The organism is Actinomyces sp. Marseille-QA0893, from assembly GCF_976954355.1.
Genome location: NZ_CDRJSY010000006.1, coordinates 85,718 through 99,375, shown reverse-complemented (window position 1 = coordinate 99,375; position 13,658 = coordinate 85,718). Strand labels below are relative to the sequence as shown.

General features: G+C 58.4%; 9 protein-coding genes. 2 read left to right on the top strand and 7 right to left on the bottom strand.

Going from position 1 to position 13,658, the window contains the following annotated elements:
- Nucleotides 1–54: 54 nt before the first annotated feature.
- The 3 genes from ACWNMW_RS07840 to ACWNMW_RS07830 all read right to left on the bottom strand — a co-directional run bounded on the left by ACWNMW_RS07840 (nt 55) and on the right by ACWNMW_RS07830 (nt 6,084).
- A complete protein-coding gene (locus ACWNMW_RS07840; RefSeq protein WP_449490567.1) occupies nt 55–1,158 on the bottom strand; it encodes a BMP family lipoprotein in 1,104 nt (367 codons plus the stop codon).
- 317 nt (nt 1,159–1,475) lie between these two features.
- Complete coding sequence (locus ACWNMW_RS07835; protein WP_449490566.1) at nt 1,476–3,779, bottom strand: 5'-nucleotidase C-terminal domain-containing protein; 2,304 nt, start codon at nt 3,777–3,779, stop codon at nt 1,476–1,478.
- Between the two features lie 31 nt (nt 3,780–3,810).
- The gene (locus ACWNMW_RS07830; RefSeq protein ID WP_449490565.1) at nt 3,811–6,084 is read right to left on the bottom strand and encodes an ExeM/NucH family extracellular endonuclease; all 2,274 of its coding nucleotides are present in this window, start codon (nt 6,082–6,084) and stop codon (nt 3,811–3,813) included.
- A gap of 641 nt (nt 6,085–6,725) precedes the next feature.
- Between ACWNMW_RS07830 and ACWNMW_RS07825 the strand changes: the two genes are divergently transcribed.
- Nucleotides 6,726–7,505: an ABC transporter ATP-binding protein gene (locus ACWNMW_RS07825; protein ID WP_034501992.1), complete on the top strand. Its 780-nt coding sequence runs from the start codon at nt 6,726–6,728 to the stop codon at nt 7,503–7,505.
- On the top strand, nt 7,490–9,184 hold the full coding sequence (locus ACWNMW_RS07820; protein WP_449490564.1) for a hypothetical protein: 1,695 nt from the start codon (nt 7,490–7,492) through the stop codon (nt 9,182–9,184). Before ACWNMW_RS07825 ends, ACWNMW_RS07820 begins: the two co-directional genes overlap by 16 nt.
- 80 nt (nt 9,185–9,264) lie before the next feature.
- Here the strand turns inward: ACWNMW_RS07820 and ACWNMW_RS07815 are convergent, their stop codons facing one another.
- From ACWNMW_RS07815 to rsmA, 4 genes are all read right to left on the bottom strand, one after another.
- Nucleotides 9,265–9,543 carry a DUF1540 domain-containing protein gene (locus ACWNMW_RS07815; RefSeq protein ID WP_034501862.1) on the bottom strand — a complete coding sequence of 93 codons (279 nt, stop codon included), beginning with the start codon at nt 9,541–9,543 and terminating at the stop codon, nt 9,265–9,267.
- A 209-nt stretch (nt 9,544–9,752) separates the two neighbouring features.
- Nucleotides 9,753–11,663 (bottom strand): ATP-binding cassette domain-containing protein, encoded by a 1,911-nt coding sequence (locus tag ACWNMW_RS07810; RefSeq protein ID WP_449490563.1) that lies wholly within the window; start codon nt 11,661–11,663, stop codon nt 9,753–9,755.
- Complete coding sequence (locus tag ACWNMW_RS07805) at nt 11,664–12,653, bottom strand: 4-(cytidine 5'-diphospho)-2-C-methyl-D-erythritol kinase (protein ID WP_449490562.1); 990 nt, start codon at nt 12,651–12,653, stop codon at nt 11,664–11,666. It lies immediately after the preceding gene.
- Nucleotides 12,646–13,644, bottom strand: coding sequence for a 16S rRNA (adenine(1518)-N(6)/adenine(1519)-N(6))-dimethyltransferase RsmA (gene rsmA, locus ACWNMW_RS07800; protein ID WP_449490561.1), 999 nt, complete (start codon nt 13,642–13,644; stop codon nt 12,646–12,648). Before rsmA ends, ACWNMW_RS07805 begins: the two co-directional genes overlap by 8 nt.
- Nucleotides 13,645–13,658 lie beyond the last annotated feature (14 nt).

Genomic DNA, 13,658 nt, shown 5'->3' with positions numbered 1-13,658 from the left:
ATACAGCGAAGGCGCGGTGGAGAGACCACCGCGCCTTCACTTAGTATTCACGAATCACTTCGGGGAGTTCGCGGACTCAACCTTCAGTTCGCCCTTCTTGATCTGATCGGTGAGCTTGGTGAGCTCGTCCTTCAGATCCTGAGGAACCTTGGAATCGAACTCGTGGAAGGGAGCGATGGAGACGCCACCGTTTTCCAGAGTACCCACGTAAGGAGTCGCGCTGAACTTGCCGTTCACGGAGTCCGTGATGGCCTGCTCAACCGAAGCACCGATTTCCTTCATGACCGAGGTCAGAATGATCGACTTGTAGTCGGGGGCAGATTCGTACCAGTCGGAGTCAACACCCACGATGTAGGTCTTGCCGTCGGCCTTCGCAGCAGCAGCTGCACCCAGGCCCACAGGACCGGCGACGGGCATGATGATGTCAGCGCCCTGGTCGATGAACTGCTGTGCCTGCTGCTTGCCCAGTGCCTGATCATCGAAGGACTGGGTGAAGGAGCCGTTCTGGGTTGCCTTGTCCCAGCCGAGAACCTGGACGTTCGTGCCCTTTGCCTTGTTGTAGGCTGCGACGCCATCGGCGAAGCCGTCCATGAAGACGGTAACCGAAGGAATCTGGATACCACCGAAGGTGGCGACCTTGCCGGTCTTGGACATGCCTGCTGCGGCGTAACCAGCCAGGTAAGCAGCTTCAGCAGTGTTGAAGAGAAGAGGACGCGCGTTCTCGACGGTGACGGTCTTGTTGGAGTCATCCGAGAAGGAAGAGTCGACAAGTGCGTAGTGGACGTCCTTGTTTTCGTTTGCAGAGGCGTGCAGTGCCTTCTCCAGGTTGAAGCCAACGCCGATGATCAGGTTGCAGCCGTCGGAAACCATGGATTCAGTGTTGGGCACGAAGTCCGCCGAGGAGGAGGACTCTGCCGTGTTGATCTGAATGCCGAGCTTCGACTGTGCGGACTTCAGGCCGTTGTATGCGGATTCGTTGAAGGACTTGTCGTCCCAACCGCCAGCATCAGAAACGGCGCAAGCCTTGAAGCTTGCGCCATTGGAAGATGCGCTCGAGGTCGAGCCGGAATCCGAAGAGGGCTTCGAACCGGACGAGCACGCGGTCAGTGCGAGCGTAGCAACGCCAGCGACTGCAACGATTCTTGTGAGGGTCTTCATGCCGTTATTCCTCCAAGTAGAGTGTGTTGATACACAGTAGGTTGGTTGCGACAGCGCGAATCAACCGCTTGGAAGACACGCGCACCACCGCTTGCGAGAACGCATACGTGTGCTGCGTTGACGCCCATTTAGAGTTTCTCCCATCGCATTCGGACGCGTCAAGGCGAATCGGCCTCAGCGCGATAACGAATCGATAAAAGTTATATTTTCCGTCCATGCATACGCCTGTGGGCGGCAGGACTTCTCAATCCCACCGCCCACAAACGCAGGTCACTCAGGCTTTCCACCGGCATATCCCGGCGAATACCGAGTTCCTATCATGCAAACTTGCGACGCATCACCAAGCCGAGACCACCCATACCGAGAGCAGCCAAAGCGACCAGCGCGGCCTCGGAACCGGTACGTGCCAGCTTCTTACCCGCGACACCCTTTGCGTTCGTCGCTGCAGCGCCGGGCTGCTGTGCTGCAACCGGGCAGGTGACCTGAACAGTCAGTCCCGAGGCCTCGGGAACGACGGTGCCAAAGTCGGTCTCAACGGTGACGGGAAGCGAGAGCACTCCCCCTTCGGGCTTGGCAGCGCACACCGACATCGGCAGCGAGGCCTTCAGAGTTGCCTGGCCTGCGCCATCGGTTGTGATAATCGAGGCCTCATCGGATGCGTGTTCTTCGCGCAGCGAGTTATTGACGCTTGCATTGACAGCTACCGATCCGAAGGAGACCTTGACATTCTGGGTCTTCCCGGGGCCCTCAGAGAAGGACAGGCCGCGCAAAGGCACGGTGAATTCCTGATCGGGAGTCACCGGATCGCTCGGGAGCGTCACGCCAATTGCCTGCTTGAGAGTCGCAGCCTTGATGCCATTGTGTGCAGCCAGATACTCGTTGAACTTATCGCGGTCGAGGTTACCCAGAACCGTCTTCGTTCCACGGGTCAGTGCCGGGAAGGTGTCGCCTCCAGCAAGGAGGAAGGTCACCGATCCAACCGTGTACTCCTTGTTCATATCGATGGGCGCACCATTGACGAGCAGTGAGGTAATGCGCTCACCGTAGGGCTTGGAAGGATCGTAGGTGTACTGGACATTCTTTGACAGACCAAGCTTGAGCAGCGGGCGCGAGTTCTGAGAGTTCAGGTTCGTCTTCCACTGTTCTTCCAGAGCGTCCTTCACATCAGAGCCCTTGATGGTCACGTATCCCAGCTCGTTCGAGAAGGGCATGACGTCATAGCTCTGCTTATAGGTGATGGTGCCATCGCTACCGGGTTCAAGATCTGCACGCAGACCGCCAGCATTGATCATGCCGATATCAACGGGGTTCCCATCGGGTGTGCGGATCGTTTCGCGCATCGCGTCAGCAGCCAGGTTGCCCAGGGTCGACTCGATACCGCGGTTGCCGCCCTTCTCAATGCTTCCATCGGGTGCCTCGAAGATTCCGCGGTGGAAGCTCTCGGTGTAGCCCCGTGCTACGACCTGAGCGCCGGCGACGGCCGAGGCCTGCTGCGCGCGGGTGACAACTGCCTTCGTCTGCGGGTCTTCACCGCACTCGTAGACGGTTGCCGCGGGGATCAGCTTGGTGTCGGCCTTAACGACCTTTCCGGTCGCCGTATCGTAGGAGATCTGAATCAGGCCCAGGTTATCCGTGTAGGAACCGGAGGCAACACCCGCCAGAAGGGGGTTCTGCGAGGTGAGCTCGACCGCCGAATCGACATGGTCAAACTCGTAAGGGACGTGAGTGTCGCCACCCATGAGGCCGTCAACATCGGGGCCCATCTTCGGGTAGTTGTTCTTCACGTCATCGTCAAGCATGGCGATGACGATCTGCGCGGTTCCGTCCTGCTTGAGCTGCTTCGCCAGGGTGTTGATCTTGGCGATCGGGTCCTTGAAGGTCAGGCCTTGAGTGGTTCCGGGGCTGAGCTTGTAGGGAACATCCTCGGCAATCGCACCGATGAACGCGACCGTCACTCCCGAAGGAGAGGTCCACAGCTTGTACTCTCCCAGGTAGGGAGTGCCCGCTCCCCACGTTCCCATTCCTTCAACGTTTGCTGCAAGGTAGGGGAAGTTCGTTTGAACGAACTCAGAGGGGTTTGAGCCGTCGACGCGCTGCTTGAAGACTGCCTGGCCCATATCCAACTCGTGGTTGCCCATGGTCGAACCCAGGGGATGCATCGTGTTGAGCGCTTCGATGGTCGGGTTATCCTTCAACGCGCCCGAGGTGTAGGGAGAAGCACCAATGTTGTCGCCCAGCAGGGTGAAGCTTGAGTTCGGGTTCGCTGCGGTTGCACGCTTGAGATAGCAATTCATCGCAGGAAGACCGGCCTCGACAACCTTGCGGCTCTTGCGATCCTTTTGCATCTCGATGTGTCCGTGCACATCGGTGAGGTTGTACAGGTCCAGGGTGACGATATCGGATGCGCCGCGATCCGTGCCAGCGCCGGGGGCCGGCGCGGGGGTGGCCTGGCTTGCCGAGGCCGTGGCTTCGGCGGTGGGAGTCGGCGCGGTGGCCTCGGGGCTGGCCTCCGTCGTCGAAGTCGCCTCGCCGGCGGGGTCTGCGAAGGCAGCTAGAGGAGTTGCGAAGAGCGCGAGGGCTGCGCCGGTCGCAATCACCGCCCTTCGGGTTCGAGTGAGCATATTGTTTCCTCTCATGATGGTTGGGTGAAGGTCAGAGGGTCCGGCGGCACATGGCGCAGGCGATCACGCCCAGCACCAGGGCTCCTAGGGCCAGTGGAATGGTTTCGTTCACGCCGGTCGAGGCCAGCTTGGAGCGCTTCTGCTTGGCTTTTGTTGCCGAGGCAGACTGCTCGGGGTTACCTGCGGGGGCGCCGGGGTTAGCCGAGGCCTGAGTCGAAGGCTGCGCGGAGGGGCCAACCGGCGGCTGGGCGATCGGAGTGATGAGATTCAAACCGATGATTTCAGGATTGTGGTCCGAGGCGCGGTAGGGGTTATCGGCTTCGAAAGCCAGGTAAGCGTTGTAGTTGGTGCGTGAGTATTCGAAGGCGATGCTTTCTTGTGCGTTCACCGCCCACGACTTCACCTCGGTGATCAGCGGGTGTGCCGCAGAGTTCGCGAAGACGTGGTCCATCGATCCAGAGCGACCGCCATAGACATAGGAAGAGTCGCCGTGACCTGACTCGTGGGTCCATCCGGCATCGGTCAGGACTTTCAGAGGGTCTTCCTTCGTGTAGGCGTTGAAGTCTCCAACAAGCAGTGTCGGGGTTCCGTTGAAACGCTGTGCGAAGGTGGCAAGTGCGCGGGCCTGCTTGACGCGAACTCCATTGGAGTTGCCCTGTCCATCGCCATTGTCAGTGTTGGCTGCCGCTTCCGCGCCGGACAAGTTCTTGGGTGCAGAGCCCTTGGACTTGAAGTGGTTGGCAATGACAACGAAGTTCTTGCCTTCGTGGTTTGCATCAGTGATCGGCTTGAATTCTTGAGCCAGGGGTTGACGCGCGAGGCCCGTGTACGCCGGATCATCGTAAATGACGGAGTCGCCAACCGGGGTAATTGTTGCCTTCTTGTAGATGAAAGCGATACGGATGACGTCTTCGTTTGCGGGAACGGTTGAGGGACTGGGGACATAGGCCCAAACCTCGGATCCTGCAGCTGCATTGAGCGCATTGACGAGGCTCTTGAGCGCACCGTCACGGTCGGTGCTCACACCCGATGCGACGGGGTTTTCGATTTCTTCCAATGCCACAACGTCGGCATCGATCGTATTAATCGCCTGAACGATCTTGGTCTGTTGGTTCGCAAAAGCTTGCGAGGACCAGGCGCCGCGGAGTTTGCAGTTCTTATCGGTCACGTACTTGTGGTCGCGGTCCTCGTATCCCTTACATCCGGGTTCGTTTTCACCCAGATCAGAGAAGTAGTTGAGGACGTTGAAGGTTGCGACCTTCGTATCGCCACTGACTGAAGGAGCAGCGGGCCGCTCCCCCGTGATGGTCACCGGCGAACGATCAGGATTTCCAGCGGTCATCTGCGTAGGTTGGAAGACGAAGCTCCCGAAGCGTGATTCCAAGACAACGGGTTTCGTGAAGGTCACGTGGTAGCCCACGCGAGCAGGGGCTCCGTTGGCCAAGTAGGCGTAGCGTTCTTTGTGCCCGTTTTGCTTGAAGTTCGTCAGGTCTGTGGTCGAGGCATCGTCCAGGTCGATGGTCTTGGCGGCGTTTTCAGCCTCGTAGGCTTGAGCAGCAGCGCCGGGGGCAACAACGTCGGTTGCGGTACGCAAAACCTCAGTTCCGGGAGTCAGCGAGAGCGTCCCGTAGCGGTTGGTCTTGTAGTTATCGGTAATCGTCCACGTGTCCTTGGGCAGAACCAGCATGGATTCAAGCGCTTCCATCTGGTCTTGAGTGGGCACACCGCTCAGTTCCGTTGGCTTGACAGGATCACAATCGGTGGCGGCGGTAATACTTTGCGGAAGCAATTGGGTCAGGCTCTGCGTTGCGGCGGTCGCATCTTTCACGCCTGAATACTCAGCGACCTTGCCTTTGACGACAACGCACTCACCAATGGAAGGCATCGTCGCAGAAGATTTCCCCATGAAGACGAATAGGCCGTCGGAGGCGGTTCGCGCGGGGTCCCAGGTTCCGCCCGTTCCGGGGGTTTGGATGGTAAAGCCCTCAAGACCCTTGAGGTTTGCGTTCTCTCCCTTGGGGTAAGCCGCGGTCACAACGCCTTTGGTTTCGACCGTCTGATTGATCAGCTGGGAGTCGTCCCCGTCGCCCGGGGTCTGAATATCCGGGATCGAGACCAGCGCACTCACCGCGCGCGTCTGCCGAACATGTGCCGAGGCCTCGACGCTGGGTGTGGGCGTCGAGGCCTGAGTTTCGCTTCCCGATGTCGGGTCTTCGCTGGGATCCGCGTAGGCAGCTAGCGGCATTCCAAAAAGGGAAAAGGCTGCCAGAGCACCGATCACTGTTCGCTTCTTCGCACGCAGCATGCGCAGCTTCCTCTCAAGGTGCACGATCAAAATGCACGGGCGCTGCGAGAACCGCAGTGCCCGGGGCCAGCTCAGAGGATCTACCGAGCTGTAGCCTCAATCACTCAAAAGAGTAGCAAGCTCAAAGGATACAAAAGTACGATTTTCGAATATCCCAGAATCACTCCTGAAAATCGTCAGCAAACCCACAGCTGCGTTTGCGGTTTTCGCACGATATAGGTGGTTTTCTCCCCTCACAACCCATCACATGAGAAGCTTCGACTCGACAAGCCCGCACCGACTAATCTGGACTCATTAGGACATTTCAGGAAGGAATATCGACGATGTCTCAACCCCCGCTCCCTCCGACTCCTCCAGTTCCGCCTCCCGGGCCGCTGTTCCAGCCGGGGCAGCCTGCAGTGACTCCTGCACAGCCGGAGCAGTCTCAGCCAAAGAGGCGTTCGATCGTTCCTCCCCCACCCGAACCTGGACAGCAATACGGGCAGGCGGCTTTTGTTGCACAGCAGTACCCGCAGCAAACCCCCGGTTTCCAACAGGCTCCCATGAATCCTCAACAATTCCAGCCAGGCTCCGCATCTGCTCAGCAGTTCCAAGCAACTCCAGTGGGCCAGCAACCTCCGGCAGCTGCATTCCCCACTTTCATGCCCACGCAGTCCCTCGGGGAGCCCGGTGAATGCGCGCTCGCGATGCGCGGCCTCGTGAAGATTTTCGGAAATTTGGTTGCGGTGGCAAACCTCAACTTGGACATCCCCAAGGGATCCTTCTACGGATTTGTCGGCCCCAACGGTGCAGGCAAGTCCACAACCCTCAATATGGCGACCGGTTTGCTTACCCCGGATTCTGGAACCGCTTTCGTCAACGGAATTGATGTGTGGGCCGATAATCTTGCCGCTCGCGCACAGCTTGGCGTCATGCCCGATGGGATGCGCCTGCTCGACCGTCTTTCCGGCCCTGATTTCTTGGTTCACGTCGGAATGCTGCGCGGTTTACCTCGCGAAACTGCTCGCGAGCGCGCACAGCAGCTGCTGGCAACTTTGGACCTCGTGGATGCAGGTAAGAAGCTCATCTCCGACTACTCGGCGGGTATGACGAAGAAGATCTCCCTTGCTGCGGCCCTCATCCATGCTCCCTCGGTCTTGGTCCTCGATGAGCCTTTCGAGGCGGTCGACCCGGTTTCGGCAGCGAACATCCGCCAGATCCTCATCGATTTCACCCACAGGGGCGGAACGGTCATTTTGTCCAGCCACGTCATGGCCACCGTTCAGCAGCTGTGCACTCATGTTGCCGTGATTAATCACGGACAGGTTTTGGCTTCTGGAACAACTGCAGAAGTGGCGGGCGACATGTCCCTGGACGAGCGTTTTGCTCAGTTGGTAGGCGGCTTGCACACGAGCGAAGGGCTGTCATGGTTGGCCAACTGATTCGTTTGAAGCTGCGCATCATGTGGAACGTGATGTGCAAACAAGTCGTCGTGCTGCTCCTGTCGCTCATGGCGCTTCTGTATGGTTTGGCAATGGTCGGCGCTCTGTACGTTGGCGTCCTGGCTTTACATGAATCTATCCCGCCGGAATTCATCATGCTCATCGGGCCCCTGGTTTTCCTCGGGTGGCTGATCCTGCCACTGTTGTTCTCGACGATGGATAACACCCTGGAACCACGTCGTCTCTCCCCTTTCGTGGCTCCCTCACCCAAGCTTGGCTTTGCTCTTGTTGTGGCATCAGCGCTTGGAATTGGCGGGATTTTTTCATTACTCCTCTTCCTTGTACCCGCCTGGTTTTTCTTAACTCGCGGTGAATTACTGCTCTCACTAGGCGCAAGCTGTGCTGCTGTTCTTACCCTCCTCACTGCTGTCATTTGGGCAAAGTCCGTGACGACGTGGGCGGGAAACCAAGTTTTGAAAAACTCGGAGCGCAAGAATTTTGCGTCTTTTATCGGTTCGATGATTTTCGTTGCAGTTTTCGCACCGATGGGAATCTGGACGCAGTTTCTTATTCGCAATTTTTCCTACGACGCAGTTCTTGCCTTCGCTTCCAAGGTCTACACGACACCTTTTGGTGCTTTTTTCGGGGTACTTGAGTCCTTGCGGCAAGGGGACTACCTCTTTGCGGGAATTCGCTGCGCAATCGGCCTTGCGACTCTCGCCCTTGGTTGGGTCGTTTGGATCCGCGTATTGAAACCGTCGATGTACGGCAGCGCAAACCGTGTCTCCGCCAAAGCGCGCGAGGCCATTGAGGCTGGCCGCTACCACGTTGATGAGGCACGCGCCGAGGCTGATTTGGCAAAGCAGCGCTCGGATTCGCGTTCGGCAGGACTCAAGCGTGTTCAACGCTGGCAGGCGCTCGGGCTTTCAGGCCGCTCGGCTGCGATGGCGACGAAGACGGCTTACTACTGGCTCCACGATTCTCGACTGTCAGTGTCCTTGGGCTCGACGATCCTCTTCCCGGTGATGGCCGTTCTCATGGACTACATGATTGACAGTGACGTGCGTGAATTCATGCCTTTCACTTTCGGCTTTTTCCTATACCTTGCTCCGATCGTCATCGGCGCAAATATCGGTGCGAATATGCAATATGACTCCACAGGCGCATGGGTGCCGATTGCTGCCGGAATGACCGGGCGCGAAGATCGTTTAGGCCGCCTCTTGGGGTCACTCGCTATTGTTACCCCGGTTATCCTTCTGGCCTCGGGAGCGGCATGCGTCATTATGGGCAAGAGCGTGCTTGATATCGTCTACACACTGTGCTTGTGCATTCTCTTCCTGACTGCTTCATCAGGAATCGCAACGGTTGTCGGAAGCCGCTGGGTCTACCCCGTTCAGCAACCTGGCGCATCGCCTCTATCAACGCGAGGCGCAGGGGCTGGAATGGTGGCGATGTGGGCGACCTCTGCTGCCATGCTGGGCGGTTTGTTAGTCGCTTTGCCCGGCTGGCTTGCCTTGATGTTTACCACTGGCACAGGAATCCCCTTCATTATCGCTGTGGTCGTGTCTTTGGCCTGGAGCGCAGCCATCATCGCAATTTCAGTGGTGTGGGGTGGACGCTTGTGGGACCGCTATAAGGTCGAGATGCTGACAACAATGAAGTCATGGGCGGGAAACTAGAAGTCTCGTTTTCCACCGATTGACATATGGGTGTGGCCCGCAGGAATTCCTGCGGGCCACAACTGTTATATGCGATATGTTCAGCGAGCCTGGTAGGTCAGGCAATCAGCGCCTGCAGATCCCACGCGAATCGCAGAGGCGGTGCATTCCAAACCGGTGTTGAAGGAGCAATCTGCCTTCTGGCAGGCACCAACAACCGGGCTCTTGCGCTCGAGGCCACCACGAACCGAGAGCGGAACGAAGGTTGCGCAGGTACGTCCGTAGCCGATGGTCACGGCGCCAGCAGCGCAGCCATTGTTGTTGTACGAGCACTCCGAAACGGAGCAGTCCTGGACCAGGGGAAGGTCGATGGTCGTCATGATGTTCTCCTTGAAGAGTCGACACAAATTGTTAAGACCCCTCAAGAATGCATGTTTTATTTCGAAAAACGTAGAGCAGCGTTTTTTCCGCGGAATATCAACGAAAACCGAGTGTTACTTCCGAAGAATATTCACGTAATTACGATAAAGTCCAACCGGCTATTTGCCTCAGGTTAGGCTGTGCTACACAAGATATGGCACTGCGAGTTCTACTCGTCAAGAAGCTCTGCATTCAGCAGCCAAGCTTCTTCCAACTCGTCAATTTCCTGGCGAATCTGAGTTGACTGCGCAGACAAATCCGTCATCTCTTCCAAGGCACTTTGATCCTCAGCAATACGCGCAGCACATTCAGCAAGCTTTTCTTCGACCTTTTCAAGGCGTGCGCGCAAGGTATCGATCTTTCGCTCAAGCCTTGCGCTTTCTTTCTTCGCTGCTCGACGCGCAGCAGAATCCGTCATCCCCGAGCCTGTGGCGCCTGCGAAAGATTCCTCCCCCGCCGCATTTCCAGATTGACGAGGCCCTGCCGCACTTTCGCGAGCATCGGGAGACTTTGCGCCACCGGCCTCGCGAATACTCAAGTATTCTTCGACTCCCCCGGGAAGGGCGCGAAGGCTTCCATCCCCCAAAAGTGCAACCTGGTGATCGGTCGCGCGCTCAAGAAGATAGCGATCGTGGCTGACAACAACCAAGGTTCCCGGGAAGGCGTCGAGGAGGTCTTCCATTGCAGCCAAAGTATCCGTGTCAAGATCGTTCGTCGGCTCATCCAGCAGGAGAACATTGGGCTCAGCCATGAGCAGGCGCATGAGCTGAAGCCGACGCCTCTCACCACCAGAGATCTCACTGACCCGCGTCCACGCACGCTCGCGAGTAAAGCCCATTCTCTCCGTCATTTGCGAGGCGGAAATTTCCTTGCCGTCAACGATCACGCTGTGGGCGACCGCGTCCACGGCCTCGACAACGCGAAGATCACTGAGCTCGTCAAGCTCGTGAGTGTCCTGCGAAAGGGTAGCAATCTGAACGGTTTTTCCGCGTTTCACCCGGCCGCTTGTTGGTTCCAGATCACCACGAAGAAGATTAAGGATCGTCGTTTTACCTGCGCCATTCACGCCGACGATTCCCACTCGTTCCCCCGGGGCCAAGCGCCACGTCACATGGTCAAGGATCGTGCGCCGGCCACCCTGAGGAGTCTCGAAAGAAACGCTCACGTCTTCAAGGTCGACGACGTCTTTACCCAGACGAGCGGTCGCCATCTTGACCAATTCGACGCTGTCCCTAGGCGGAGGCACGTCAGCGATCAGGGCCTCGGCCGCAGCAATGTGGAACTTCGGCTTCGACGTTCGAGCCGGGGCTCCGCGGCGAAGCCACGCGAGTTCTTTGGTCAAAAGATTCGCGCGCTTCTTAGCGGCGACATCAGCTTGGCGGACGCGCTCGGCTCGCGCCAGAGTGTAAGCAGCGTAGGAGCCATCATAGATTTCTACGCGACCGGGGATCTGGGGACGAGAACCACCCGGGTCGATCCCGGGAACGACTTCCCAAATGGTCTCGCACACTGCGTCCAAGAACCAACGGTCGTGGGTGACAGCGATCAGCGCGCCGCTTGCACCTGGGCGTGCAAAACGTGCGTTCAAGTGGCGCGCGAGCCACGCAACGCCTTCCACATCAAGGTGGTTCGTTGGTTCATCCAAGCAAACGACATCGGAGGGAAGTGCGAGTACCCGTGCAAGGTCAACGCGGCGACGCTGCCCACCAGAGAGCGTTCCAACCAGAGCATGCAGGTCAATATCAGCCAAGAGACCTGCGTGAATATCGCGGATTGAACTCTGCGAAGCCCATTCGTATTCTTCGAGTCCCGGGTGAACAGCATCCATCACTCGGGCATTGTCATCAAGGTGATCCGCCTGCTCGAGCATGACCACACGCAAACCATCGCGAGTGATCACTTGCCCGTCGTCGGGCTGCTGCACGCCTGCGACCAGGCGCAAAAGCGTGGATTTTCCGGCACCGTTGGGCCCCAAGATTCCGATTCGCGACGTATCTTCAACGCTAATATCGACATCGGCTAAGAGCTGACGCGAACCCGCGAGTGCTCCCAGAGATTGTGTGCCTAGTAGATGTGCCACCTAGCATTCCTCTTCTTCGACAATTGCGCCGAGCGCGGGACCCGAGGTGGGCAGGGTTGCACTGACTTCGGGGCTGTGTGCCAAGGCCTCCGCAAGCTCGTCGGCGTGAGCCTTATCGCGGGCGAGCACTGCAATTGTTGGGCCAGAGCCGGATAATATCGCTGCGCAAGCACCAGCTGCACGCGCATCGCGAATCGTTTCAGCAAGCTCGGGATACAGATGGAGCGCGGGGGCGGTTAAGTCATTACTCAACGCCGGCGCCACGCTTGTTGCATCCCCCAGCAAGGCACGCTGATCTTCTTGGCTCAATGGCGCGGGGTCTATTCCTGTAGCGTTATTTTCCGCTTCTCTCAAGGCATCCAGTGTTTTGAAGACCTCGGGAGTCGGAAGCCCCCGGTGCGCGCGGACCATAACCCAGTGATGGTGCGGCCACGTCGATGCGTCAGAGCCAAGCAAGGGAGTCAGAACATCTCCGCGGCCCTCCCCCACGCTCATACCGCCCATGATGCAGGCGGGAACATCTGCTCCAAGCCCGCGCCCGATCTGGCACAGTTGCTCGAGGCTCAGCCCTAGTTCCCATAAACGGTTGCACGCTACCAACGCTGCTGCCGCATCCGCCGATCCCCCGGCCATTCCTCCAGCGATGGGAATGTATTTGTCCACGCGGATCGACACTGCCGCGCTGGTTTGCGCCCAGGGACCCGTAGCTGCGAGCTTCTGGAGGACTTTTGCCGCGCGGTAGGCCAGGTGCGATGTGGGATCTAGCTCGCTCATGAGCTGCGTCGCGCACTGGTCAATGCTCCCGTCTGCAGCATATGCATGGGTTTCGATGTGAATCCCCGGCGACTTGGCCGTGCGCACACTGACGTACTCGCGGATATCCAAGCATTCGAATACAGTGACGAGGCCGTGGTAGCCCTGCGTATCCGGCTGTCCAACGCGCAGGATCAGGTTCACTTTCCCCGGTGCAGATGCACGTACCTCACGCACTGGGCGACTCCGCCTGGCGTTCCTTCGCGTAACGATCTTGAGCAGGGAGAGGAATCGTTCCTTCTGCTCTCATTTCAAGCAGAGCGCGACCAAGTCGCACATAGTCCTCGATCCCGAGCTTTTCGCCTCGAATAGAGGAATCCACTTGAGCGCGATCGCAGAGCTCTTGGGCATTGTCTGCGCCTCCCGCCCAATTCTTCAAGGCGGCGCGCAGAGTCTTGCGTCGTTGAGAGAAGGCGGTGTCGCAGGCCTCGAAAGTGGCAAGACGCAAGGCGGTATCTCCGCGCGGGGTCTCCAAGCGACGCAGGGATACCAGCGCCGAATCAACGTTGGGAATGGGCCAAAACACGGAACGTCCAATGGTTCCGGTGCGGTTCGCATTCCCGTACCAGGCGGCCTTGACGGAGGGAACGCCATAGGTTCGCGAACCCGGTTCTGCAGCCAAGCGGTCTGCGACCTCGGCTTGAACCATGACCAGGGCATAGTCAAGCGAAGGGAAAGACTCCATCATCGACAGCAGCAAAGGTACTGCGACGTTATAGGGAAGGTTTGCGACCAAGTGCGTTGGAGCATCCCACTCAACCCCAAAGTCCGCCAAGCCTTCGATTTGCACGGCGTCACGATTGACAACGTGGAGACGCTGGGCTGCATCGGGCATGCGTTGAGCAACGGTCACGGGCAGGGCGCGAGCTAAAACGGGGTCAATTTCGATCGCTCGAACCCACGCACCGGCCTCGAGAAGGCCAAGGGTGAGGGAACCTAGGCCCGGTCCAACCTCAACGACCTGAGTTCCCTCGCCGATCCCCGCATCTCGAACGATACGGCGGACGGTTCCAGCGTCGTGAACGAAGTTCTGGCCCAGGGTTTTCGTGGGGCGAACTCCCAGTGCTTCGCAGATCGCGTGCACTTCGATAGGGCCAAGGAGGCCACTCTCGCTGGGCTGCGCGTCATTGGGCAGACGCGGGGTTGAATAACGACGGGTTGAACTCACGCACCCATCCTAAT

Bases quoted from the DNA above. Each gene is read 5' to 3' on its own strand.
- ACWNMW_RS07830 (WP_449490565.1), bottom strand. From the start codon at position 6,084: ATGCTGCGTGCGAAGAAGCGAACAGTGATCGGTGCTCTGGCAGCCTTT.
- ACWNMW_RS07820 (WP_449490564.1), top strand. From the start codon at position 7,490: ATGGTTGGCCAACTGATTCGTTTGAAGCTGCGCATCATGTGGAACGTG.
- ACWNMW_RS07840 (WP_449490567.1), bottom strand. From the start codon at position 1,158: ATGAAGACCCTCACAAGAATCGTTGCAGTCGCTGGCGTTGCTACGCTC.
- ACWNMW_RS07815 (WP_034501862.1), bottom strand. From the start codon at position 9,543: ATGACGACCATCGACCTTCCCCTGGTCCAGGACTGCTCCGTTTCGGAG.
- ACWNMW_RS07825 (WP_034501992.1), top strand. From the start codon at position 6,726: ATGCCCACGCAGTCCCTCGGGGAGCCCGGTGAATGCGCGCTCGCGATG.
- ACWNMW_RS07835 (WP_449490566.1), bottom strand. From the start codon at position 3,779: ATGCTCACTCGAACCCGAAGGGCGGTGATTGCGACCGGCGCAGCCCTC.